This window comes from Gordonia sp. B8661-1, from assembly GCF_059427765.1.
Genome location: NZ_JCAHRL010000011.1, coordinates 1 through 22,990 on the forward strand (window position 1 = coordinate 1; position 22,990 = coordinate 22,990).

The following is a 22,990-nucleotide window of genomic DNA, read 5'->3' on the forward strand; positions in this document are numbered from 1 at the left end:
ATCATCAACACAGCCGCCTCAGCGGCATGACACCGACACTGTCACCCGATCGTGCAGCAGTCCCGATTGCTCGAACGCGGACACAACCATCGAGAAGCCTGGCAGTTGCTCGGCGTCGATCCCCCGGCGGTGCCGCAGTCGATCACTCGGGCCGACTTGTACCCTGACGCCCTGGACTGTCTCCAGTCGGTCCGGGATGCAGGGCTGGTCGTCGGAATTGCCGGCAACCAGCCGAGCAGCTCGATGTCAGAGCTGCGAAACGTCGGACTGGCGGCGGATTTCGTTGCGTCGTCGGCAGATTGGGCAATCGCCAAGCCGTCACCGGAGTTCTTCAACAGAGTCATCCTCGCCACCGGATGCGAGGCGGCCGAGATCATGTACGTCGGCGATCGTCTGGACAATGACATTCTTCCCGCCCGGGCAGCGGGTATGCGGACCGCTCACCTACGCCGTGGTCCCTGGGGCCATCTCCACGCGGTACGCCCGGAAGCTGCGCTGGCCGATCTACACCTGGATTCGCTGGAGCAGATCACGCGGGCTCTGCCCGAGTCGTGAGTCGGTTTCCGACACATGGGTGGACAGGAAGGACGGTGGCCGCCAGGGGGTGTGGCGACCACCGTCCGTACCGTTCCTTCTCAGGCCTGGTCGGCGGGGCCCTGGAAGGAAGTCATACCGGCGAGGCCGCGCTTCTTGGCCTCGTTGGCAATGACGAGCCGCTGGATCTCGGAGGTTCCCTCCCAGATCCGGTCGACGCGCAGTTCACGCCAGAGACGCTCCACCGGGTAGTCGCGGATGTATCCGCGGCCGCCGAAGATCTGCAGGGCGCGGTCGGCGACCCGGTTGGACGCCTCGCTGGCCGCCAGCTTCACCGTTGCCGCCTTGGCGTGCAACGTCTTCCGCACCTCCGGGTCGGTCAGGTCCGAGTTATCGAACTCCCACGCGACCTGGTGTGTCAGTGCGCGATTCGTGGCGATGTCGGCGACGGAGTCGGCGATCATCGCCTGGATCATCTGGCGGTCGATCAGCGCCTCGCCACCCTGGACGCGGTTCTTCGCCCAGTCGATGGCGAGGTCGAGTGCGCGCTCGGCCGCTCCGATGGTCCGTGCGCCGATCATCAGACGTTCCTCGGTGAACCAGTCGCGGGTCAGGTCCAGGCCCTCACCGATACCACCGAGCACCGCGTCCGCTCCGACGTGGACATCGGTGAAGGTGAACTCGGGGTGCTCGTAGACGAAGGTGTGGGTGTAGCGCGGGACGTTGGTGATCTCCACACCCGGTGTGTCCGTGTCGATCAGGAACATGGTCGGCGCGTGGTCCGGCTCGACGAAGGCAAGCACGATGAGGAAGTCGGCGACGTCACCGACGGTGACGAACCACTTCTCCCCGTTGATGATGTAACCACCCTCGCCGTCGGGAGTGGCGGTCGTCTTGGCCGACGAGAAGTCGGATCCGGCATCGGCATCGGAGATGGCCACGGCGTCGCGACGGTCACCGCGGGACTCCGGAATCAGGTAGCGCTCACGCTGTTCCGGGGTCGCGTGGGTGAGCGGGTTGGCCGGGCGCCACACTGCATCCCAGAGTGCGTTGGTCAGCTTTCCCAGCTCGTCCTGCACGACAACCTGCTCGAGCACGGACAGGCCGGCACCACCGAACTCGGTGGGCGTATTGATGGCCTGGAGTCCCGCGTCGAGCACCGCTTCCTTGATGACGGCGTGCGATTCGTCGGAGATCCCGTTGTTGTGCTCGCATTCGAGCTCGAACGGCATGATCTTCTCGGTGAGCGTCCGAGCCCGCTCCTTCAGTTCGACGAGGCGAGGCGTGTAGGCGAATTCCATGATGTGGGTCCTTTCAGATCTTCGATGCGTGGTGCGGATTCAGTTGTGGTTGGCGTCGGGAGTGCTCGTGGAACCCAGGACGATCCGGGCATCGAGGGCGATGGTCCGGGTGGGGGTTGCGAGCACGGGATTGAGTTCGAGCTCGACGATCTCGGAGTGCGAGGCCGCGATCTCGGAGACCGCGACGATGGTGTCGACGACGCGGTCGAGGTCCACCGGGAGTCGGCCCCGAACTCCGTGAAGTACTGCGGCCGTGCGTAATTCCGACAGCATTCGACGAGCCGTCGCACGGTCGACCGGTGCGAGTGCGAACGCGACGTCGGAGAGGATCTCGGTGAGCGTTCCTCCCATGCCGACCATCACGAGCGGCCCGAACCGGGGATCGGTCTGGGCACCGACGATCAGCTCGACACTCGACGAGTCGATATCGGCCATCTGCTCGACGGTGTACGCAGGCGCTGACAGACGATCCGCCATGTCGGTGAAGGCATTCGACAATTCTTCCGAGTTGTCCAGTCCGACTGCGACTCCCCCGACATCGGACTTGTGAAGGAGTCCCATGGCCTTCAGCACGACGGGATACCCGATCCGCTCGGCAGCCGCGAGCGCTTCCTCCTCGCCGGTCACCAGGGCTGCGTCCGGGAACTCGATCCCCTTGCCGGCGAACAGCTCTCGCGCCGCCCAGTATCCGTCGTCGGTCATCGTTGCCCCATCGGAGGGCGCCGTACCGATGGCAACTCGCGGCGCAGGCGTAGCGGCGAGTACGCCGAGTGCGCCGACGGCGTCATCGACAGCGGCGTACACCGGCACGCCGTGCTCGACGAGAGTCCGGGCTGCGGGGCTCTGCGCGTGCATGGTGTGGACCACGACGGGCTTCAGCGAGTCCTTCGCGATCCTGGCCATGGCGACAGCGGTTTCGATCTCGCGGTGAGCGAGCTCCGGTCCGTATGCCTGGTAGCCGCCGAAGAATCCGGTGAGCATCACGGCGTCGACGTTGTCGTCCTGCAGCGCGATCTCGAGCACCCGGGCGAACGAACTGATGTCCTGCTCCCCCGCACCGGCAAGATCGATGGGGTTGGCCACGCCCGCCGAAGGGGGCAGCTCCGCGCGAAGTCGCTGCTGAGTGTCTGCGCTGAACTCGGGGACGGCCAAGCCATCCCGATCCGCGGTATCGGAGCCGACGCCGGCATGTCCTCCACCGTCGGCGATCACGGCCACCGATCCGACGCCGACGTCGGCGCGTGCGGTCAGCAGGAGCGCCGCCAGATCGGCAAGTTCACGTGGCGTGTGCACACGGTAGATACCGGCGTCCTTGCAGGCCGCGTCGATGACGGCCGAGTCCGAGGTCAGCGCGCCGGTGTGCGATTTCGCACCGCGGATCGATGCCTCACTGCCGCCGACGGTCAACAGGATCACCGGTTTGCCTGCCGCCCTTGCCGTTGCCGCCGCGTCGACGAAGTCACGTCCGTCTCCGAAGTCCTCCGCGTACACCGCGATGACCTCGGTTCCGTCGTGGTGGGCACATGAGCGGATCAGATCAGCCGCGGTGACATCCGCCTGATTGCCCAGAGAGGCGAAGCGCGAGAACCCGAGATGGTGTCCTTCGAGGAACTCGCTCACCTCGAGAGCCATGTTGCCGCTCTGCGAGAGAAGCGCGACATTGCCTGCGGGCAGCGGGTTGCTGGCGAGAGTGAGCCCGACTGTCGAGTCCAGTACTCCGAGGCAGTTCGGGCCGAGCAGCACGACGCCGGCATCCTGCACACGCTTCGCCACCCGATCCTGCACCGCTTTGCCTTCCGGCCCGAGCTCGGCGAATCCTGCGGTGACGCCGACGATTGCCCGCGCCCCGGCTGCGATGCTGTCCTCGACCGCCTGCTCGAAACCGGCTGCCGGAACGCAAATCGCCACCAGGTCAATCGGTTCGGGTGCGTCGGCCAACCGCGCGATGGTCGGCTGCCCCAGTACGTCGGTACCGTTCCGATTCACCAGGTACACGGTGTGGGTGTCCTGCATCCGCAACGCCTGGACGCTGATCCAGTTCCCGTACTTGCGTTCGTCATTGCTGGCGCCGAGGATCGCGACGGTGCGGCCCGTGAAAAGCGAGTCGGCGTTGGACAAGTCGTTCGTGGTGTCGGTGATCATGCTTCGGGTCCTTCCAGACGTGGTGCCGGATAGCCGGTCCCCCACGCATCGACGCCGCCGTCGACGACGATTGTTGTGCCGGTGATGTAGCTGCCTGCAGGAGACGCGAGAAAGGTGATGAGGCCGGACACATCCTCTGATGTTCCGAGACGTCCCAGCGGAACCGCCTGCGCCCAGCCGGCGCGCTGTTCGTCGGTGTAATTCTCTTGCAGCCCTTCGGTATCGATCGTGCCGGGCGCGATACAGACGGTGCGGATGCCGTACCGACTCCACTCCAGCGCCAGACCGGTCGCGAGGTTCTCCAGCGCCGCCCGGGCGGAGGTCGCGTGGACCATGCCGGGTATACCGCGACGGGGCGAGAACGCCATGAAGAAGATCGCACCGGACCTCTGCGGGATCATGGCCCGTTCTGCCACCTCACGAGTCAACGCCCAGGCAGCATCCACGGCCAGACGATGGACTGCGCGAAAGCCTTTCAGACTGATCTCCTCCGCGGGAGCGGCGAATTGGCCGCCGGCATTGTTGACGAGGATGTCGATCCGACCGAACCGCTCGATCGCCCGGTCCACCAGCGACGTCACCTGTTCGGGTTCGCGGATATCCCCGGGCACGGTCAGAACCTGACCACCACGCGCGATGACCTCTTCCGCCACATTCTCCAGCGGCTCGACGCGACGTCCGGCCAGCACCACGTTGGCGCCACAGGCAGCGAGTTCCAGGGCCACCGCCCTGCCCAGGCCTGTGCCCCCACCGGTGATCAGGGCGACCTGACCGTTGAGGAGGTCCTCGGCGAACGTTCCACGCCGCTGCCCCACGTCGGGTCCACTCTCGGTGGAAACTCTCTCGGCCACCTCGTCCCCTCTCTGTCGCTTCCGTAGCGTCATGTCTAACTGATCCGTCAGTCAACACGTGAGTCACGTCCAAGTCAAGGCAAAACGTGAATTGGATCTCTTAGCGAACTGCGATTCGCCGACGCGGCACGCACAACCGGCCTGTTCTCACACGATGTGCGATGATCAACTGACTGGTCGGATGAACACCACCGAACGAAAGGTGCCCGATGCCTGCGAAGATCGCGACTGTCGACGGCGGCCCCAAAGAGGCGATTCTGGACGCGGCAGCGCGCCTGATCGCCGAACGCGGGTACCACTCGGTGCGGATCGCCGACATCGCCCGGGACGTCGGTACGAGCACCGGAACAGTGCACTATTACTTCCCCGGCAAGACCGACGTCCTGACCGAGGCTTTACACCATGCCCTCAACCGGGCCTTCGATCGACAGACGGTCGAGCTGAAGCAACTCGACAGCGGACATGCCCGTCTGCTGAAACTCATCGACATGCAGCTCCCCCGACTGGGCAACCTTCGTGACGAATGGGCCATCTGGATGCAGTTCTGGGCGGAGGCGACGATCCGCCCGGAACTCCGCCCCGCGCACAACGATTTCTATTCACGGTGGCGCGACACGGTCATCAAGATCGTCGAACGTGGTCAGCGACAAGGTGAGTTCCGCACGGACATCGACCCCCAACTGATCGCGTTGCAGTTGACGGCGATGACCGACGGCACGGCGATTCAGGTCCTCACCGGCGCCCCCGACATGAGCGTGTCGACCATGCGCGAGGTGCTGATCAGCTTCATCAACAGCAACCTGCTGATCGGCGCGGCAGCTACCGGGGGCTGATCCACCCCCGCCCGCCACGGCCTACTTCCACGCGAACACCGGCTGCTCGAATTCGGCCACCCGCGTGACCCGTTCGCGGATCACCAGTTCGGCGAACTGGTACAGCAACGCCCCGGTCGGAGCGTGGATCAAGTCGCCGACGATCGGCATCTGGATGACCGAGCGATCCGATTCCGGGATCTCGACGAACCGTGGCCGGACAGCGAGCTCCTCGAACGTCACGAAATGCACCCTGGCCACTTCGGCCGGATTCAGTACAAGTTCCTCCCGCACCTCACCGGCCCAGAAGACAACGGGACTGATCACGAAGCCCGATCGTGTCTCGTAGTCGTCCAGCAGGCCCAAGCAGTCATCGACCCGAAGGCCGATCTCCTCGTGGGTTTCGCGGGCAGCCGCTGCCACCGCGTCTTCGCCCTCATCGAGCCGACCGCCCGGAAGTGCGAACTGTCCGGCGTGTCTGCGCATCGTCGACGCCCTTTCGGTGAGCCAGATCCCCCGTCCGGCAACGCTGTCGGCGACCACGATGGCGACCGCCGCCGATGCACGCGAACCCGCGGCCGGCTCGATAGCCACACGGTCCAGTGCGGCGATCCTCGATGCGACGTCCTTACGACTCAGTTGCCTCATATGCCGAACACCCTCCTGATTCAAGGTCCGGATTCCCGTCCGAACCAGTCGACCTGATTTCCCAGTCAGTCTGAATCTGCACTGAACCGAGAGTCAAGCCTCAACGTTCGTTGAGGGTGAATTCGAGCAACAATACCTCCCAACGCCGCAGGTTACGGCGGTGCAATGCTCTTCGGACGCAGTCCGACCAGTTTTGACTCGGCCGTCGATTCTCGGCGAATCCCTTGACATCGACTCAGTTGACGCGATATGACTGACGCATCGGTTGATACGTGAGCCAAGCCACACACCACAGCTATTCGGGGGAGCATCACATCGTCTTCGCGTCGCGTATCCGATCGTCCCCGCGCCCTCAGCCGATCCCGGGTGCGGCCCCGCGACTCGAGCGTTCACCAGGCCCCTGCAACACGTGCTGAAGGAGAGTCATGACCCGCACTTCCACGGACGAATCCGGCACCGTCGACGTTCGCGTCGATCGCGACGTGGCGATCGTCGAGATCAACCGTCCACGGAAACTGAACGCGCTCTCGACCAGGATGGAAGGACTGCTGCTCGACGCCTTGCAGGAACCCCGTGTTCGAGCAAGCGCCGCGGTGGTGGTGACCGGTGGAGACACGGTGTTCTCGGCCGGCGCCGACACCACGGAGCTGACCGACATGACGCCTGAGGCGATCGCGGAGTACTACCGCACGACCGGAGCCGTGTACGAAGTCCTGGCGAACATGCCCCAGCCGACGGTCGCGGCCATCGCCGGGTACTGCATCGGCGGCGGGTTCGAACTCGCCCTCGCCGCGGACTTCCGGGTGGCCGATCCGTCTGCTCTCTTCGGTTTCCCCGAAGTGGGCATCGGCATCCTGCCGTGCTCGGGCGGCGTCACTCGCATCAGCCGCGTGGTCGGCGCAGGCAGAGCACGCGACCTTGTCCTACGCGGACGCCGCATTGACGCCGAGACCGCCGAGAGCTGGGGCGTCATCACCGAAATCGCCCCGGCCGGCGCACATCTCGATCGCGCACTGGAGATGGCGCACGAGGTCATCGAATTCGCCGGCTCACCTCTGACCCTGTCGATCACCAAACAGGTCCTCGACACCGCGCTCGACAGCAACACCCAGACATCGCTGATCGCCGAGCAACTCGCGTACGCGGCACTCAAGAGCGTCAGCGACAAGGCCTGACCCGGCCCCGAGAAGGAAGTAACAGAGCATGACGAACCCCTTGGACACGCTGGACCGCCCCGCCCGGCGCGGATTCCACGCCAAACTCCTCGTCGCGTGTTGCGGCGGACCGTTCCTCGACGGCTACGTGATGAGCATCATCGGTGTCGCGCTGATCGGCATCAACGAGCAGCTCAATCCGAGTGCCACCGAATCCGGCATGATCGGCGCGGCGTCGCTGGTCGGTATCTTCTTGGGCGCCACCATTTTCGGCTTCCTCACCGACCGGATCGGCCGGGAGAAGATGTACGCGCTCGACCTGGTGGTACTCGTCGTCGCGTGCGGGTTGTCGGTGTTCGTCCAGGAGGCCTGGCAACTGATCATCCTGCGCTTCATCATCGGCGCGGCCATCGGCGCCGACTATCCGATCGCCACGAGTCTGCTCACCGAGTTCACCCCGTCCCGCAAACGCGGAGCGATGGTGGGAATGTCCGCGGTCGCATGGTCTGCCGGTGCGGTCGCCGCCTACATCGTCGGCGCGCTGTTCATCGGCCTGTCCGGCGGCAACGATCAGTGGCGATGGCTGCTCGGTACCAGCGCCATCCTCGGCGTCATCGTCATTCTCATCCGCCGCGGGATCCCGGAGTCGCCCCGCTGGCTGCTGAAGAGCGGACGCGTCAAGGATGCGGAGGACGTGGTCGAGCAGATCTACGGCACCCGAATCGATCTCAGCAACGTCCACATCGATGACGAGAATGTGCCGAAGACCGACCTGCGGATCTTCCTCCGAAAGATCTACCGTCGCCGACTCATCATGTGCTGCGTCCTCTACCTGGCCGTGGTGACACCGCTGTACGCTCTGCTGACCTTCCTGCCCAGCATCCTCGACGGCTTCTCCATCTCCGGAAGCGGCTCCACCGGATTGATCGTCGAGACCGTCATCATCGGTCTGATTGTCGCCGGCTCGATCCCGTCCCTGTGGCTCGTGGAACGTTGGGGCCGTAGGCCTCTCGCCATCGTGCCCCTCGGGCTCATGATCCTCCCGCTCGTCGGCCTCTGGCTCTGGGCCGACGGACCGCTGTGGTTCATTGTCGCGGCCTTCTGCGCGTACGCCTTCATCTCCGGCGGTCCCAGCATCCTCGTCTGGATCTATCCCAACGAACTCTTCCCCACCGAGGTCCGCGCGACCGCCGTCGGAATCGCCACCGGTGTCAGCCGCTTCGGCGCCGCCACCGGCACCTACCTCCTGCCCATCAGCATGAGCTCGCTGGGCACGGGCGTCACGATGCTGTTCGGTGCGATCCTCACCGCGATCGCCTTCGTCGTCTGCATCTTCTTCGCCCCGGAGACCAAGGGAAGAACTCTGGAAAGCGTTGCTTCCGAGGAAGATCACACCATCGAGATGGTGACGGTGCAGATCGAATCGACGTCGATCAGGAGGACCACAATCGCCTGAGCGACAACATATCTGCGGGGCGATCCCGCCGCAGACAGGGCGCCGGACGTATCGGAAGATGCGTCCGGCGCTTCGCTGTGAGCGGTCCGTGATCTGTCGACTGGGCCACCTCAGAGGTGCTCGTAGGGATAGACGTCGCGGACATGACGCCCGAAGTATCGGCCGATACTCGCGGCGTCGAGGAGTTCCCGATATACGGACTCGGGGACGAAGAAGTAGCGATAGACCTCCCCGCTGACGAACTCGACTTCGAGTATTGAGCCACCGTGGTCGTAGCCAACCGACGTCAGACTCGTACTGGTGACGGGCTCTCGTTTCATATGGGCACACTCATGCCGGTCGCTCCCGAAGCTCCGTCTGCACCACCAGCGCTCTTCCCCGCATGGTGCGGCGTCGCGACGAATGTGCCATACGGCGATCCTGACAGCCACGTACCGCTCGAGCAATGAGACAGCACGCCGAATCCGCGGCGACGACTGACTTCAGTCGCTCGGACGCAATTGCAGAAAAGGTAGCCACTGAGACGGCTTCGCATGTATCGTCTCACCCGTGGACGGGCGGGGAGGCCTGATCCATGCGATCGGAGGGGAACCGCGCGTCCGCACCTCGGGGTTCGGGCCGACAAACACGCTACCGGCAACGATAGGTTCGGCTCGGGGACCGGTTCCTCTCCGTCGTGTACCTGGTTGTCGGTGGCACCGGTAGACCGTTGCCGCGCAACGACTTTCGACGGGGGACCCAGGGCGTACCCGCGCCCTGGGTTACACACCGCGGAACGATCGACAGTGAACACCGGTGCGTCGGCACGTTCGCAGGGTGCGGCCGACGCTGTTCATCGGTGACAGCTGTGGACCGCCGGCCCGACCAATCGTTTCAACGCTTCCGCGTGATCAGCACCTTCAAGTCTTTCATCAGCGGCTGGTCGCTCTGCTCGCTGTAGTCGGCGGGTCCGATGAGAACATTCATCTCGGGCATGTAGCCGGCGGCACTGCTGCGCGGGATGTCGTATTTGACCGCCCGGAATCCCTCGAGCACGCGACGCGAGCCGTCCTTGGAGAAGGCCTCGATGGTGACGACATCCCATTCGGATATGCCGCGCTCGGCCATGTCCTTCTCGTTCATGAACACCAGGGTGCGCAGGTTCTTGACGCCCCGGTAGCGGTCGTCGGCGGAATAGATGGTTGTGTTCCACTGGTCCTGCGACCGGAATGTCTGGAGCACCAGCATGTCCGGATTGGCCGGAACCACGTTGTGCAGCACCGGAACCGAGAACTCTGCGCGGCCGCTGTCGGTGTGGAAGATCCGGTCACGGGCCGCCTGCAGGACCCGGAAGCCCATGGGACGCCGGACTTTTTCGTTGTAGCCGGTGAGTCGAGGAATCACCACGGCCATCGCGTCGCGGATGCGGTCGTAGTCGGCGACATACCAATCCCAGCGAACGGCGGTCTGCGGCACTGCGGCTTTCGCCATGCCCGCGACGATTGCGGCCTCCGACATCAGGTCCGGCGACGCCGGCTCCCGGGAACCCTTGGACAGCTGCACGGAACTCATCGAGTCCTCACAGCTCACCGACTGCTGGCCGCCGGCCTGGTCATCACGTTCGGTGCGGCCCAGGCACGGAAGGATCAGTGCATCCTTTCCGTGGGCGAGGTGGCTGCGGTTGAGCTTGGTGCTGACCTGAACGGTCAGGTCGCAGTTGCTCAGCCCCTTCTCCGTGTAGTCGGGATCCGGTGTGGCACGGGCGAAATTGCCGCCCATACCGACGAACACCTTCATATCGCCGTCGTGCATGGCCTTCATGGTGCCGACGGTGTCCAGCCCCCAGTTCCGAGGTGGCTCGAATGAGAAGTACTCCCCGAGCCGATTGAGGAACTCGTTGTCCGGCCGATGATCGATTCCGCAGGTCCGGTTGCCCTGCACATTGCTGTGGCCACGGACCGGCGACGGTCCGGTGCCCTCGCGTCCGACGTTGCCGCGCAGGAGCAGAAGATTGACGATCTCCCGCACCGCGTCGACGCTGTGCTCGTGCTGGCTCACTCCCAGACACCAGCTGACGACCGTGTTCTCGGCTTTCAGATAGATGTCGGCGGCCTCGCGGATCTGCTTCTCGCTGAGCCCTGATTGACGCTCGAGCTCAGGCCATTCGGTCGCCTCCACCGTTGCCCGGTAGGACTCGAATCCGTGCGTGTGGCGGTCGAGGAATTCCTGGTCCAGGACGCCCGGATCCTGTTGCGCCGCTTCGAACACCGCTTTTGCCATGCCGCGCATGAGGGCCATATCCCCTCCGGGCCGCACCTGCAGGTTCAGGGTGCTGGTGTCGGTGGCATGGAATGTCGCCATGTCGAGAATCTCGTGCGGGACGATGGTTCGTGTAGCACCGGCCTCGACGAGCGGGTTGACGTGCACGATCTGCGCGCCGCGCCGATATGCCTCGGCCAGCGTGGTCAGCATCCGGGGTGCGTTGGATGCGACGTTGACGCCCATGATGAACAAGGCGTCGGCCTTGTTCCAATCGTCCAGATCCGCGGTGCCCACGCCCGTCCCCAGCGAAGCCGTCAGCGCGCGGCCCGAGGCCTCATGGCACATGTTCGAGCAGTCGGGCAGATTGTTGGTGCCGTACTCGCGCACGAACAACTGATAGAGGAACGTGGCCTCGTTACTCAGCCGGCCCGAGGTGTAGAAGGTCGCCTGATCCGGCGTCACACGTCGGAGATGATCACCGATGAGAGCGAATGCCTCTTCCCAGCCGATCGGGACATAACGGTCGGTCGCACCGTCGTACCGCATGGGGTGGGTGAGACGACCCTGGTCCTCCAGGTCGAAATCGGTCCAGCCGCGCAACTCTTCCACGGTGTGTTCGGCGAAGAACTCCGGCGTTGCACGTTTGGGGGTCATCTCCCAGGTGACGTGCTTGATGCCGTTCTCGCAGATGTCGAGAGTGACGCCCGGATCGTCCGGCCACGCACAACCCGGGCAGTCGAAGCCCGTCTTCGGATGATTCATCGTGAACATCGCCCGCGTCCCGCGAATCGGTTCCCGTTCGCGGACAAGGAATTTCATCACCGACAGCGCGGCTCCCCACCCGGCGGCCGGATGGTGATAATTGTGCTGACTGAATTTCTTGTCGTCACGCGGGCCGTATCCGCCCTGCCCATCGGAGTAGAAGACGTACGGTTCGTCATGCGCGTCTGGCAACGACTCATGGGTGCGGTCGGTCATCGCGAAGCCTCCGAGATGCAGTTCGGTCGATTCGTTGACCCCCGCATCTCACTGTACAAGCTGCGCCTGCCACGGCAACGGGAGCGGCGGTCCCTGGCGAGCCGGGCCCATGGTAGCTGGCCACAGAGCACCCGCGAGCGGTAAGTTGACATCGCTCACATCGCGGCGGGACGGAAGGATACGAGTGCAGTGGCAACCTCGACGAAGGCCGGTTATCACCACGGCGATCTGCGCCAGGCGCTCCTGACCGCGGCCATGCGCGCCCTCGAAGCCGGCGAGGTGTTTTCGATGCGGTCCATCGCCCGTGATGCGGGCGTCTCACCGACGGCTCCCTACCGGCACTTCGCTGATCGCGATGCACTGGAGTCCGCGCTTGCCGCGCAAGGTCTTCGAGACCTGACGGACGAACTCACCAAGGGACGCCGACTCCCCGAAACGCCGGACGAGCTCCGCGAATTGGCGGTTGCCTACGTCGAGTTCGCGATGAACCGGCCGGCGTTGTTCCGTCTGATGTTCGGCAACGCGTGCGACACGGGCAGCGCCGAACGCGTCGCGGCCGCCGACGCCATTCACGAACTCCTCCGGGCGGCGATGGCGCAGGTCTACCCGGAGTCGGACGCCGGCGCCCTGGCCTCCGCATCCTGGGCACTGGCACACGGCATGGCCTACCTCTACATGGACGGCAAGCTCCACGCCGACTCCACGGACGCGATCGCCGATCATGTGCGCGCGGCGTTCACCGCGATGACGTCGGTCAAACGGCCGTAGCGGGATCCCCTGCACGGGAACCGGCCTCCCACAAACGTGGGTACCGAATGTTGACATCGCTTACATAGCGTCGTAGCGTTCCCCAATGTTAGCGTCGTCAACATCGAGGGAAGTGACCCGACATGACCGCACCCACAAATTCCACCGTCACCGTCGACCTGGGTGGACACCTCGTCGAAGTGCCCACAGACGGCCTCTACAACAGGTTTCGGATGGCGCCGGACCTGGATGTCATCGCCGCGGATCCACGCGTACCCGGAGTCGAATTCTTTCGTGACTTGCCCAAGACGAAGATCGACTCCCCCATCGGCCCCACCTGGACGCCGAATTTCTACTACCTGATGTCGTCCGCACGGCTGACGATGATCGCCCCGTCGTCGGCGATCCGGCGTCGCCTGCCGGCGAATCTGTCACCGCTGGAAGTCGCCCCGGGCCTCGGGCTCGTATCGGTCATGTTCTTCCGGTACGACGTGTGCGACGTCGACTTCTACACCGAAGCCGCCGTCGGGGTGGCCGTTCGACCAGCCCGCCATGGCGGTCCCGGCGTCATCGATCTGTTGTCCGCGCTCGCCGACGACCACCTTCACACCTACGTCCTGTCCTTGCCGGTCAACACCGAGGTCGCGCAGGTTCGGGGTCGGTACGGATATGGATTGCCCAAGTGGGTCACCGAGATCGACGTGACCATCGATGCGCAGCGGACACAGGCGCGGGTCGCGAACGACACCGGCGGCGTCGACGTCGCTCTCACCGCGCCCACCCCCGGTCAAACCGGTTACGCCACAGGCGATCGCGTATCCAGCCTCACGTCGTACAGCACGATCGACGACGACTGGCTGGCCACACTGAGCCAAACCAATATGCTGAAGACGGGAACGACTCGTTTCCCACGCAAGGCGCAGCTGGACCTGGGCTCCGGACGAATGACCGATGATATCCGTTCACTCAAGCCGCTCAAGACGATTCAGCTCGATGTGATGACCGAGGGCCAGAACGCCCTCCACATGCCGGTGCCCATCTCGGTTCGGAACCGGCAGGTCGGGGAACAACCGGAAGCTCGAGCGACCGAAGGAGTTCTTTCATGACACATCCCAAACGCATACTCAACGTCGTCACCAACGTCGGCCACTACGACGACCCGGAGCACCACCCCACCGGGCTGTGGCTGTCCGAGCTGACCCACGCCTGGGAGATCTTCGACGACCACGGATTCGAGCAGACCATCGTCAGCCCGGCAGGCGGACCGTCCCCGCTCGAACCGCGATCGCTCAAGTTCCCGAACTATGACAAGACGGCGAAAGCCTGGCGGGCCGATCCGGCGAAGATGGCATTGCTCGAGAACACCGCATCCCCCGACCAGATCGATTCCGCCGACTACGACGCCATCTACTTCACCGGTGGCCACGCGGTCATGTTCGACTTTCCCAACAGTGAAGGACTGCAACGCATCACGCGGGAGATCTTCGAACGGGGCGGCATCGTCTCCTCGGTCTGCCACGGCTATTGCGGACTGCTCAACACGAAGCTGACCGACGGCTCGTACCTCATCGACGGCCGCAAGATGACCGGCTTCGCCTGGCAGGAGGAGATCCTCGCGCGCGTCGACAAACTCGTCCCCTACAACGCCGAGGAGAAGGCCAAGGAGCGTGGGGCGCTCTACGAGAAGGCGATCCTGCCTTTCGTGTCGTACACGGTCGTCGACGGCAATCTCGTGACGGGCCAGAATCCGGGATCGGCCAAGGCAACGGCCAAGAAGGTCGTCGAGCAGCTCTGAGTCGCCCCTGAAAACGTTGTGGCATCGACGCTTTCGCGATTCCTCGGACGGGTGCGGCTGTCGGCACTACCTTGAGACGAATCAGCAGGTGTGTGTCACATCGGTTTCTGGGGGGCTCGTATGGGGACGGTCAGGCATGTCGATCACGACGGCATCGAGGCAACGCCGTCCCGGCGACAACACCACCACGGTCGACTGCGCGTGGTCGCGGCGATCCTCACGATCATCGCCATCGCGGCAGGCCTCGGTCTCGTGACCACGGGACCGGCACACGCGGCCCCGGCGTCTCCACGCGCGATGAGCGACGCCGACTTCTTTCAACGTCCCCCCGACATCTCGTCGTACGAACTCGGCGACATCGTCCGCAGCAGACCCGTGCGCGTGCGCTCGCTGCAGCTGCTGCCGATGGCCGTCGACGCCTACCAGTTGATGTACCGGACGACCAGCGCCAAGGGGCCCGACGTCGCCGTCACGACGGTGATGACCGCACGCGGCGTCCGCCCGACAAAGATCATGTCGCACCAGACAATGATCGACGCGGTGGATCCGTCATGCCAACCCTCCCGAAGTCTGCTCAGCGCAACGCCTGTCGACTTCACCAAGCGCGGTGGTCCCCTCACGCTCAGCATCCCCGGCGCCGAAACGGTGCTCATGGCCTACGGATTGTCCAAGGGCTGGGCCGTGACAGTCCCCGACTACACCGGCATCGATTCGAACTTCCTGGTGCCACGCGAACCGGGCTTCCTGGTGCTCGATGCGATTCGGGCGACCACCCGGTTCGCCCCGCTGCACCTGTCCGCGAAGGCTCCGGTCGGATTGTTCGGGTACTCGGGCGGCGGGATGGCGACCAGTTGGGCGGCTGAGGAACAGTCCGGCTACGCCCCCGAACTCAACATCCGCGCGAACGTCATGGGTGCACCGCTGCGGGACGTGGACGCTGCGCTGCGCCGGGTGGTCGGTTCCCCGGTGTCCGGGTTGTTGCCGATGGGATTGGCGTCGCTCAGCAAGTATTCGCCGCGATACGACCGGGCCCTACGGAAATATCTGAGCCCCATGGGGGTGGCCGAGATGCAGGCGGCCAAACATCAGTGCACAGCACAGTCCGTTCTCCAGAACCTGTGGCTCCGTCTCGATTATCGCCAGTACACAACCGCATCCATCGGGGCCATCCTGAATGACCCGGTCATCAAGGCGGCCATCGCACCCCTGAATGTCAGCGGACGGACCCCGATGGCTCCGACGTACATCTTCAATGCCGTGAGCGACGAGATCGTCACCGTTCAGGCGACCGACCGACTCGCACGCTCCTATTGCCGCGGACCGTCGACGATCACCTACCGTCGGGACGAGTTGCCACCCAACCCGATTCCACCGCTCAATTCGCCGCACGTGATCGAACTGATCGCCGGCGGCTCGGCAGCGCTGGTCTGGCTGACCGATCGGATGAACACCGCGGGCAACCCCGAACGCGCGTGCGACATCCGTACGCAGTTGTCCACGGGACTGGAACCCCGTGCGCTGCAAGGTCTCCCGCCGGTGATTGCTTCGGCACTCGAATCCGCCTTCGGACTGCCGATCACGCGACGCTGATCTCGCGCCGCCATCGTGCACCATCCGTCGGCACGTGTGGCCCCGCACCGGACATCACACATCGGGCCGACAGAAATCCATACCTTGTGGCATGGTGGGAATACGGGTCGGGAACAACCACAACTGCAGGGAGAACCTGGTGACTGCTTCCGAAGATCTCGCCGACCGCTTTCACACCGCGCTCCTGGCCGGCGACGCAGAGACCTTGAATTCGATTCTGGCCGACAACGTCACGTTCGCGGGCCCGGTGGCCTCGACGACCGGTCGCGACGAGACGGTGTCCGGCTTGGTCGAGATGTCCAAGATGACCACCAGCGACGAGGTCGCGGTACGTCTCGCCGACGACCAGAACGCGCTCATCTGGTCGGTGATGACGACCACCGCGGGACCGGCCACCCCGGCGGCCACCTGGCTCCAGATCACCGGAAACGAAATCTCGGCAATCCATACGGTTTTCAGCGCCGGACGCTGATCCCCCACCCGTCCGCGATCGCGCGTTCGCACCTATTCTCGTGAGGTGATGAACGAGCCGATCGCGGACGGGCGCGGCGATGACGCCCCGGCCGAGGGCACACACTCTCGAATAGGTCTGCGCGCCATGCGCGGCCGATCCGGCGACGAGTTCGGTCGCGGTGCGTCATCGACCGAACTGATCCTCGATCTGACGGTCACCGCGGCATTCGGCGTGGCAGCCGCGCAGCTCGCCGACGGCCTGGCCGACGGACATTCCGGACGCGCCGTTCTGGCGTTCTGCGCCGCCGTTCTGGCCATCGTTCTCGCGTGGACCAACTACACCTGGTTCGCTTCCGCCTTCGACACCGACGACTGGCTCTACCGCCTGCTGACCTACGTTCAGACCGGCGGTGTGATCGTAATGGCGATCGGCATTCCGGGCATGTATGACGCGGTGTACGAAGGACATTCGTTCACCAACGTCGCGCTCGTCGGCGGATACGTGTTGATGCGGGTCGCACTCGTCGCGCAGTGGGTGCGCGCCGCTGTCGGCTCCCGATACACCAAAGTCGCGGTCCTGCACGCGGTTCTGATCACGACTGCACAAGTCGGCTGGGTACGGCTCGCGATCACCACCCAGGGGCTCGCGGTGGCGCTCCTTGTTGCGGCGCTGCTGTGGCTGATCGAGTTCGCGGGCCCCTTCGTGGCCAATCATCTGGGCCACCGGTGGCAGTCGACGGCACCGCCCTGGCACGCCGGCCACATCACCGATCGATACGGGACACTGACGATGATCTCGCTGGGCGAGACGGTCGTCGGGACCCTGGCCGCCGCATCCATCATCTCCGGAAACGGGCATTGGACGATCGAGACCGGCGCGACCATCGCCTTGGGTACCGCTCTGACGTTCAGTCTGTGGTCGATGTACCAGTCACTTCCGTCGAGTCGCGACATGCTGGACCGACGTCGCCGCCGATCAGGACCGTGGACCTGGGTGCACGTCCCGATCTTCATGTCGGTGGCCGGCGTGGGCGCCGGATTGCATGTGCTCGGATATACCTACGAACATCAGAACGCCGCGACGGTCCACCTCTCGGTGGTCGCGCTCGCCGTTCCCGTCCTGGTGTTCACACTCTCCTGCTTCTGCCTCCGCGCACTCGTCGCCGAGGACGACGGAGACCGGCGCGCACTCCTCGCGATCACCCTGTGGGGAGTCACCATGCCGATCCTCGGCATGGTCGTCGCGCGCGGAGCGTCGGATGCACCTCTGTGGATCGGACAGGCCATCGTGCTCGCCGGTCCCATCGGACTGCTCCTCGGCAACGCTCTCGTGGTGCGCAGGAAACAGAGCCACACGCGTCGCGGCGCTTCGCAGACCGGCTAGACCGAGTCGACACCGTGTGTCACCGTGGCGTAGGCCTTGCTCACTCCCGGTGGCGTCGCCACAGCAGACGGGCCGCCTCGGCGTCGCCCAGGGAATCGTCGATCACCACGAAGGACAAGTCGTCCACCGGAGTGCCGTTGACCTCGGTCTCGTACCGCAACCCACGACCGACGTCACGCACCCACGAGGTCAGACGTCGTCGACCCAGCGTCGACCCACGTGCGTCGACGACCACGATCAGCCGGCATCGGGCCAGGGCCGTCGATGTCCCGACGACGAGATCCGTTGCGCGAGCGAGTCTCGTACCGGCCGCCACGCGGTCGCGCCAGGTGGAGAGGGCGAAGCGGTGCGACACCGGTGCGGGCGGGCGCACCACAACGGCATAGGTCTGGAAGTCACGTCCGGAGAACACATCCGCGAGTGGCTGGCCCGACGTCGACAGCTGATCCGCCATCGGCAGATTCGGGTTGACGACATCCACCGGCGTACCGCCCGGGGCGGCCGCGAGAATCTCCACGGCCAGGGGTGTCGGCTCCGATACCAGGGCCACGGGGTCGGCCACCGATCCGTCGGTTCCCCGACTCCTCATGATCACGCTCATCGGCGCACTCATGTCATAGCTCCGTTCTCCGCGCCACGGATTCGCGACGCCTGTCAGTGCACCTCGGCAAGCATGGGCGAGGTGAGATCCCGCATCCGATGACGGATCGACAGCGCACGCCGGGCGGCCGCATCCGGATTGGAGACCAGGGTCAGGATCCACGGAACGGTCTCGTCGGTCGATGTCCGCCGTGGACCCTCCAGGTTGGCCAGGATGTCGCGCGACAGGCTTTCCAGCCGGGCGGCCGTGAGATGTCCCGACCGGTCCGCGAAGACCCAGCTGATGTCGCTGACCGTCGGCGACGCCACCGGCTCCGAGGTGTTCGCACTCTCCCACTGCCTGCGGAGCAGCATCGATTCGCCGTCGGTGACATCACGCGACCACTGCACCCGCTGTGAAATGCGTGCGGAAATCACCGCATCGGCCTGGTCGAGAAAAAACCGCAAACGCTGCGGCGACGCACAGAGCCGCACCCGGCATTCCATGACGTTGGTTTTCACGACGCACCCATCCTTTTCTTGACTGCGCACTTTTCTAGACTGCGACGTTACCCCGACCATAGCCCAGAAAAAATAAAAGTCCAGCGGGTCCACCGACCACCAGCACACTCCCGTCAGAACCATGTCGCCTGGTCAGGCTCCCGCGCGGACAGTGTCCACACCGCACCTGACGCAAACGCGGCGAGACTGGACAAAAACAATTTCTTGGCTATGGTCCACAGGTATCGAGCACGGCGAACATTTCCACAGAAAAGGAGACACAACAATGTCGGAACGAAATTCGAGCGGAAAGAAGAAACGTGCGGCGCTGAAGGCTCAGCGTGAGCGAAAACGCGCGGCCGCGGACGCGACTTTCATCCCGCGCCGTAAGGGCGCGTGACTCACCGTCACCGGCGGCCGGCCGCCGTGCGCAGGCCGTATACGGCCGCGCCGAGCACGATGACCGCGGCTCCGGCCAGCACAGATGACACCGGGAGGGTAAAGGCGAGCGCCACGCAGCCGAGGCCGCCGGCGATCGGGATCACTCGCGCCGGCGCCCCTTCGGAGGCACGCAACGTAGCTGCCGACGCATTGGCGATGCCGTAGTAGACGAGCACGCCGAAGGAGGAGAACCCGATCGCACCGCGCACGTCGACGGTGATCGCGAGGACCGCGACGATCACACCGATCGCGACCTCTGCGCGGTGCGGCACCCGGAATCGCGGATGGACCGCGGCCAGGGCGGGCGGTAGATGACGATCGCGCGCCATGGCCAGGGTCGTCCGGGACACCCCGAGAATCAACGACAGCAACGACCCCACGGCAGCCACCCCGCCCGCGATACCGACGGCCACCGCCAGACCCGGAACTCCCCCGTTCTCCGCGACGTCCACGAGTGGTGCGTTCGAGGCCGCCAGGGCATCGGGACCGAGGACCCCCAGAGCCGTGACCGCGACGATCGCGTAGACGACGAGGGCGACGCCCAGTGCGATAGGGATGGCTCGCGGGATCGTCCGCGACGGATCGACCACCTCTTCACCGAGCGTCGCGATCCGTGCGTAGCCTGCGAACGCGAAGAACAGCAGTCCCGCGGCCTGGAGCACTCCGTACGCCGACACGTCCGTCGATATCGCCAATCCGTCGGCATCGACCGCTCCCGCGCCGATAACGGCGATCACGAGCGCGGCGAGTACCGAGAGCACCACCGCGACAACAGCTCTGGTCAGTAGTGCCGACTTCTGCACACCGCGATAGTTGACCGCGGTGACCAGCACCACGGCACCTACCGCCACCGCACGCGCCTGGGACGGCCACAGATAGGCCCCCACCGTCAATGCCATGGCCGCACACGACGCGGTCTTGCCGACGACGAACCCCCACCCCGCCAGATAGCCCCAGAAAGGCCCGAGCCTCTCGCGGCCGTAGACGTACGTTCCGCCAGACTGCGGGTACCGCGCCGCCAGACGCGCGGACGAGGTCGCGTTGCAATAGGCCACGATCGCGGCGAGGATCAGTCCGATCAGCAGTCCGGATCCGGCCGCGGCCGCCGCGGGCGCCAGCGCGGCGAAGATCCCGGCGCCGACCATCGCACCGAGCCCCACGACCACCGCGTCGCCGACACCGAGTCGCCGCTCGAGACCCGACTCACCTGCCGACACGGCGCGACCTCCCCACGAGGAGCACACGGTAGTCGATGACCAATGTCTCCGATACGGTTGTCGCCCCACGGACGCGAAGAATTCATCCCAAGCACCGGGCGGACCCACGGATCACGGTCGTGTGGACAGCACGAGACCGGTCACCGACGAGCCGCCGGTGACCGGTCTGCGTGCGTTTTCCTACTTCTGTTCGGGCAGAACGTGTTCGCCGGTCTTGTCACACGACAGCGCCAGCGAGCTGATGTACTGCTTTTCCCCGTTCGGCCCGGGCTTCGCCGATGCGATCATGTCCGGCCGCTCGAAGTCGATACCGGTGACACAGCACGTCAGACGCACATCGGTGGGATTCCCGTGCTCGTCGTACATCGGGATGTCGATGCCGTCGTCGGTACGTCGCAGGTAGTACCGCCCCTTGGTGGCCAGGGCGATGATCGGCGGGAGCACCAGCGCGAGCACCAGCGCCACGAGCGGCGAATAGGGCTGGATGGCATCACCGAAGACGTGGAAGTACACCAGGATGGAGGCGCCCGCCGCGACGATCACGGAGACGAAGCCGACCGGGTTGACGGCGTAGAGCATGCCGCGCCGGAATTCCGGCTGCTTCGGCGAGATGCCGAGCAGATACTTATTGATCGCGATATCCGACGCCACGGCGACGATCCACGCGATACCGCAGTTCGCATAGAAGTTGAGGAGGTTGTTCAGGAAGCTGAACATGTCCGCCTCCATCAGCACGATCGCGATCACCACGTTGAAGACGAGGAACACCAGGCGACCGGGATAGGTCTTCGTCACGCGGGTGAAGCTGTTCGTCCACGCCAGCGACCCTGAGTAGGCGTTGGTCACGTTGATCTTGATCTGACTGATGACGACGAGGATGACGGCAAGGGTCAAGGCCAGCCAATGCGGCAGGAAGTCCTGGTAGACCTCCACGAACTGATGCACCGGCTGATTCGCGATGCCCGCGTTGTCCATGGTGATGCCGATGAGATAGACGGCGAGGAACAGGCCGACGACCTGCTTGATCGCACCGAAGAACACCCAACCGGGGCCGGCGGTCAGCACGGCGGTCCACCAGCGACGCGAATTCTCCGGGGTCTTCGGCGGCATGAAACGGAGGTAGTCGATCTGCTCGGCGATCTGCGCGATCAGCGAGAGACACACGCCGGCAGCCAGCATCGTGCCCGCGAAGCTCACGCCCTTGTTCAGATGCTCACCGGTCGCCGTGTCGACACCACCGAAGGCGAAGAAGTCGCCGATGGCGTCCGGATGACGAAAGACCAAGTACGCGAACGGGAGAACCATCATCACCAGCCACAGGGGCGTGGTCCAGACCTGGAGTTTCGCGAGGGTGTTCATGCCGTAGATGACCAGTGGAATGATGAGGACCGACGACACCAGGTAGCCCAGCCAGAGCGGTATCTTCAAGCCCAGTAACAAGCCCTGGGCCATGATCGAGCCCTCGAGCGCGAAGAAGATGAACGTGAACGACGCGAAGATGACGTTCGTGAGCACCGAACCGTAATAGCCGAATCCGCTTCCGCGCGTGACCAAGTCGAGGTCGATGTTGTAGCGGGCCGCATAGTAGGCCAGCGGATATCCGGTCAGGACGACGACGATGGCGAAGAATCCGATGCCCAGCAACGCATTTCCGGTGCCGTTGGCGATACCGACATTCGCGCCGATCGCGAAGTCGGCGAGATAGGCGATACCACCGAGTGCGGAGATGGCGACGACGCCCGGGCCCCATTTGCGGTAGCTCCGGGGGGCGAACCGCAATGTGTAGTCCTCCAACGTTTCTCGCATCGCGGCGGCCGCGGCCCCGGTGGCGATGATGGAGTGTTCGGCGTTTTCGATGTCACCGACATCATCGGTGAATTCCTCGACCTGATCCTTGATCGATTCGTTAGACATGGGCTTTCCTTCATCTCGGACGACCAGCCCGCATCATCGCGGCGTGGACTTGGGCGCAAACGCTAAGAACGGTCTTTGTCACGGCAACTACGGCACGGTTTCCGGTCGGTAACGCGCGAGACGGTGACGCGGGGACGGAGCACTCCGCGAGGACATCAGCCCAGGTCGCCTCGGTGTGACCAAGCGCACAATCGGGGCGCGGGCACCGACTGCATGCTGCACTTTGTCACGCAACCGAAACGGGCCGACATC

Annotated in this window: 20 protein-coding genes; 10 read left to right on the forward strand and 10 right to left on the reverse strand. The window is 64.7% G+C overall.

The genetic code is table 11. From position 1 onward, the window contains the following. The first annotated feature begins 129 nt into the window (after positions 1 to 129). Positions 130 to 555: an HAD family hydrolase gene (locus tag AC4JJG_RS18850; RefSeq protein WP_495405801.1), complete on the forward strand. Its 426-nt coding sequence runs from the start codon at positions 130 to 132 to the stop codon at positions 553 to 555. A gap of 80 nt (positions 556 to 635) precedes the next feature. Here AC4JJG_RS18850 and AC4JJG_RS18855 read toward each other — a convergent pair whose 3' ends face one another. Genes AC4JJG_RS18855 through AC4JJG_RS18865 form a run of 3 tightly spaced genes read right to left on the reverse strand, consistent with a single transcriptional unit; the run spans position 636 to position 4,792 of the window. Then, complete coding sequence (locus tag AC4JJG_RS18855; RefSeq protein WP_495401975.1) at positions 636 to 1,835, reverse strand: acyl-CoA dehydrogenase family protein; 1,200 nt, start codon at positions 1,833 to 1,835, stop codon at positions 636 to 638. 39 nt (positions 1,836 to 1,874) lie between these two features. After that, on the reverse strand, positions 1,875 to 3,977 hold the full coding sequence (locus AC4JJG_RS18860) for an acetate--CoA ligase family protein (RefSeq protein WP_495401974.1): 2,103 nt from the start codon (positions 3,975 to 3,977) through the stop codon (positions 1,875 to 1,877). Next, positions 3,974 to 4,792, reverse strand: coding sequence for an SDR family NAD(P)-dependent oxidoreductase (locus AC4JJG_RS18865; RefSeq protein WP_495401981.1), 819 nt, complete (start codon positions 4,790 to 4,792; stop codon positions 3,974 to 3,976). The genes AC4JJG_RS18860 and AC4JJG_RS18865 overlap by 4 nt, the downstream gene beginning before the upstream one ends. A gap of 245 nt (positions 4,793 to 5,037) precedes the next feature. Between AC4JJG_RS18865 and AC4JJG_RS18870 the strand changes: the two genes are divergently transcribed. Then, positions 5,038 to 5,661 (forward strand): TetR/AcrR family transcriptional regulator, encoded by a 624-nt coding sequence (locus tag AC4JJG_RS18870; protein ID WP_495401973.1) that lies wholly within the window; start codon positions 5,038 to 5,040, stop codon positions 5,659 to 5,661. Between the two features lie 21 nt (positions 5,662 to 5,682). On the opposite strand, the gene AC4JJG_RS18875 is transcribed toward AC4JJG_RS18870, so the two are convergent. Next, a complete protein-coding gene (locus AC4JJG_RS18875; RefSeq protein WP_495401972.1) occupies positions 5,683 to 6,288 on the reverse strand; it encodes an NUDIX hydrolase in 606 nt (201 codons plus the stop codon). A 425-nt stretch (positions 6,289 to 6,713) separates the two neighbouring features. Here AC4JJG_RS18875 and AC4JJG_RS18880 point away from each other — a divergent pair, with 425 nt between their 5' ends. Both AC4JJG_RS18880 and AC4JJG_RS18885 read left to right on the forward strand, forming a co-directional pair. Continuing rightward, complete coding sequence (locus AC4JJG_RS18880) at positions 6,714 to 7,463, forward strand: enoyl-CoA hydratase/isomerase family protein (RefSeq protein WP_495401971.1); 750 nt, start codon at positions 6,714 to 6,716, stop codon at positions 7,461 to 7,463. A 28-nt stretch (positions 7,464 to 7,491) separates the two neighbouring features. Beyond that, entirely contained in the window at positions 7,492 to 8,898 is a 1,407-nt protein-coding gene (locus tag AC4JJG_RS18885) for an MFS transporter (RefSeq protein ID WP_495401970.1), read from the forward strand. Positions 8,899 to 9,008: 110 nt separating this feature from the next. Here AC4JJG_RS18885 and AC4JJG_RS18890 read toward each other — a convergent pair whose 3' ends face one another. Next, complete coding sequence (locus AC4JJG_RS18890) at positions 9,009 to 9,218, reverse strand: KTSC domain-containing protein (RefSeq protein WP_495401969.1); 210 nt, start codon at positions 9,216 to 9,218, stop codon at positions 9,009 to 9,011. Between the two features lie 553 nt (positions 9,219 to 9,771). Continuing rightward, entirely contained in the window at positions 9,772 to 12,117 is a 2,346-nt protein-coding gene (locus tag AC4JJG_RS18895) for an FdhF/YdeP family oxidoreductase (protein WP_495401968.1), read from the reverse strand. A 189-nt stretch (positions 12,118 to 12,306) separates the two neighbouring features. Between AC4JJG_RS18895 and AC4JJG_RS18900 the strand changes: the two genes are divergently transcribed. The 6 genes from AC4JJG_RS18900 to AC4JJG_RS18925 all read left to right on the forward strand — a co-directional run bounded on the left by AC4JJG_RS18900 (position 12,307) and on the right by AC4JJG_RS18925 (position 18,086). Continuing rightward, positions 12,307 to 12,885 (forward strand): TetR/AcrR family transcriptional regulator, encoded by a 579-nt coding sequence (locus tag AC4JJG_RS18900; protein ID WP_495401967.1) that lies wholly within the window; start codon positions 12,307 to 12,309, stop codon positions 12,883 to 12,885. A 122-nt stretch (positions 12,886 to 13,007) separates the two neighbouring features. Continuing rightward, positions 13,008 to 13,970: an acetoacetate decarboxylase family protein gene (locus AC4JJG_RS18905; RefSeq protein WP_495401966.1), complete on the forward strand. Its 963-nt coding sequence runs from the start codon at positions 13,008 to 13,010 to the stop codon at positions 13,968 to 13,970. Next, positions 13,967 to 14,659: a type 1 glutamine amidotransferase domain-containing protein gene (locus AC4JJG_RS18910; RefSeq protein ID WP_495401965.1), complete on the forward strand. Its 693-nt coding sequence runs from the start codon at positions 13,967 to 13,969 to the stop codon at positions 14,657 to 14,659. The genes AC4JJG_RS18905 and AC4JJG_RS18910 overlap by 4 nt, the downstream gene beginning before the upstream one ends. Positions 14,660 to 14,779: 120 nt before the next feature. Then, entirely contained in the window at positions 14,780 to 16,249 is a 1,470-nt protein-coding gene (locus tag AC4JJG_RS18915) for a lipase family protein (RefSeq protein WP_495401964.1), read from the forward strand. Positions 16,250 to 16,388: 139 nt separating this feature from the next. Further along, positions 16,389 to 16,721 (forward strand): nuclear transport factor 2 family protein, encoded by a 333-nt coding sequence (locus AC4JJG_RS18920; protein ID WP_495401963.1) that lies wholly within the window; start codon positions 16,389 to 16,391, stop codon positions 16,719 to 16,721. Between the two features lie 48 nt (positions 16,722 to 16,769). After that, complete coding sequence (locus AC4JJG_RS18925; RefSeq protein WP_495401980.1) at positions 16,770 to 18,086, forward strand: low temperature requirement protein A; 1,317 nt, start codon at positions 16,770 to 16,772, stop codon at positions 18,084 to 18,086. 40 nt (positions 18,087 to 18,126) lie between these two features. Here the strand turns inward: AC4JJG_RS18925 and AC4JJG_RS18930 are convergent, their stop codons facing one another. The 4 genes from AC4JJG_RS18930 to AC4JJG_RS18945 all read right to left on the reverse strand — a co-directional run bounded on the left by AC4JJG_RS18930 (position 18,127) and on the right by AC4JJG_RS18945 (position 22,738). Then, positions 18,127 to 18,675 carry a hypothetical protein gene (locus tag AC4JJG_RS18930; RefSeq protein ID WP_495401961.1) on the reverse strand — a complete coding sequence of 183 codons (549 nt, stop codon included), beginning with the start codon at positions 18,673 to 18,675 and terminating at the stop codon, positions 18,127 to 18,129. Positions 18,676 to 18,740: 65 nt separating this feature from the next. After that, the gene (locus tag AC4JJG_RS18935; RefSeq protein WP_495401960.1) at positions 18,741 to 19,187 is read right to left on the reverse strand and encodes a hypothetical protein; all 447 of its coding nucleotides are present in this window, start codon (positions 19,185 to 19,187) and stop codon (positions 18,741 to 18,743) included. A 386-nt stretch (positions 19,188 to 19,573) separates the two neighbouring features. Beyond that, complete coding sequence (locus AC4JJG_RS18940; protein ID WP_495401959.1) at positions 19,574 to 20,824, reverse strand: APC family permease; 1,251 nt, start codon at positions 20,822 to 20,824, stop codon at positions 19,574 to 19,576. 180 nt (positions 20,825 to 21,004) lie between these two features. After that, a complete protein-coding gene (locus AC4JJG_RS18945) occupies positions 21,005 to 22,738 on the reverse strand; it encodes a purine-cytosine permease family protein (protein ID WP_495401958.1) in 1,734 nt (577 codons plus the stop codon). Between the last annotated feature and the right edge of the window lie 252 nt (positions 22,739 to 22,990).

Bases quoted from the DNA above. Each gene is read 5' to 3' on its own strand.
- AC4JJG_RS18890 (WP_495401969.1), bottom strand. From the start codon at position 9,218: ATGAAACGAGAGCCCGTCACCAGTACGAGTCTGACGTCGGTTGGCTAC.
- AC4JJG_RS18860 (WP_495401974.1), bottom strand. From the start codon at position 3,977: ATGATCACCGACACCACGAACGACTTGTCCAACGCCGACTCGCTTTTC.
- AC4JJG_RS18870 (WP_495401973.1), top strand. From the start codon at position 5,038: ATGCCTGCGAAGATCGCGACTGTCGACGGCGGCCCCAAAGAGGCGATT.
- AC4JJG_RS18925 (WP_495401980.1), top strand. From the start codon at position 16,770: ATGAACGAGCCGATCGCGGACGGGCGCGGCGATGACGCCCCGGCCGAG.
- AC4JJG_RS18855 (WP_495401975.1), bottom strand. From the start codon at position 1,835: ATGGAATTCGCCTACACGCCTCGCCTCGTCGAACTGAAGGAGCGGGCT.
- AC4JJG_RS18880 (WP_495401971.1), top strand. From the start codon at position 6,714: ATGACCCGCACTTCCACGGACGAATCCGGCACCGTCGACGTTCGCGTC.
- AC4JJG_RS18875 (WP_495401972.1), bottom strand. From the start codon at position 6,288: ATGAGGCAACTGAGTCGTAAGGACGTCGCATCGAGGATCGCCGCACTG.
- AC4JJG_RS18910 (WP_495401965.1), top strand. From the start codon at position 13,967: ATGACACATCCCAAACGCATACTCAACGTCGTCACCAACGTCGGCCAC.
- AC4JJG_RS18945 (WP_495401958.1), bottom strand. From the start codon at position 22,738: ATGTCTAACGAATCGATCAAGGATCAGGTCGAGGAATTCACCGATGAT.
- AC4JJG_RS18895 (WP_495401968.1), bottom strand. From the start codon at position 12,117: ATGACCGACCGCACCCATGAGTCGTTGCCAGACGCGCATGACGAACCG.
- AC4JJG_RS18930 (WP_495401961.1), bottom strand. From the start codon at position 18,675: ATGAGGAGTCGGGGAACCGACGGATCGGTGGCCGACCCCGTGGCCCTG.
- AC4JJG_RS18905 (WP_495401966.1), top strand. From the start codon at position 13,008: ATGACCGCACCCACAAATTCCACCGTCACCGTCGACCTGGGTGGACAC.
- AC4JJG_RS18915 (WP_495401964.1), top strand. From the start codon at position 14,780: ATGGGGACGGTCAGGCATGTCGATCACGACGGCATCGAGGCAACGCCG.
- AC4JJG_RS18885 (WP_495401970.1), top strand. From the start codon at position 7,492: ATGACGAACCCCTTGGACACGCTGGACCGCCCCGCCCGGCGCGGATTC.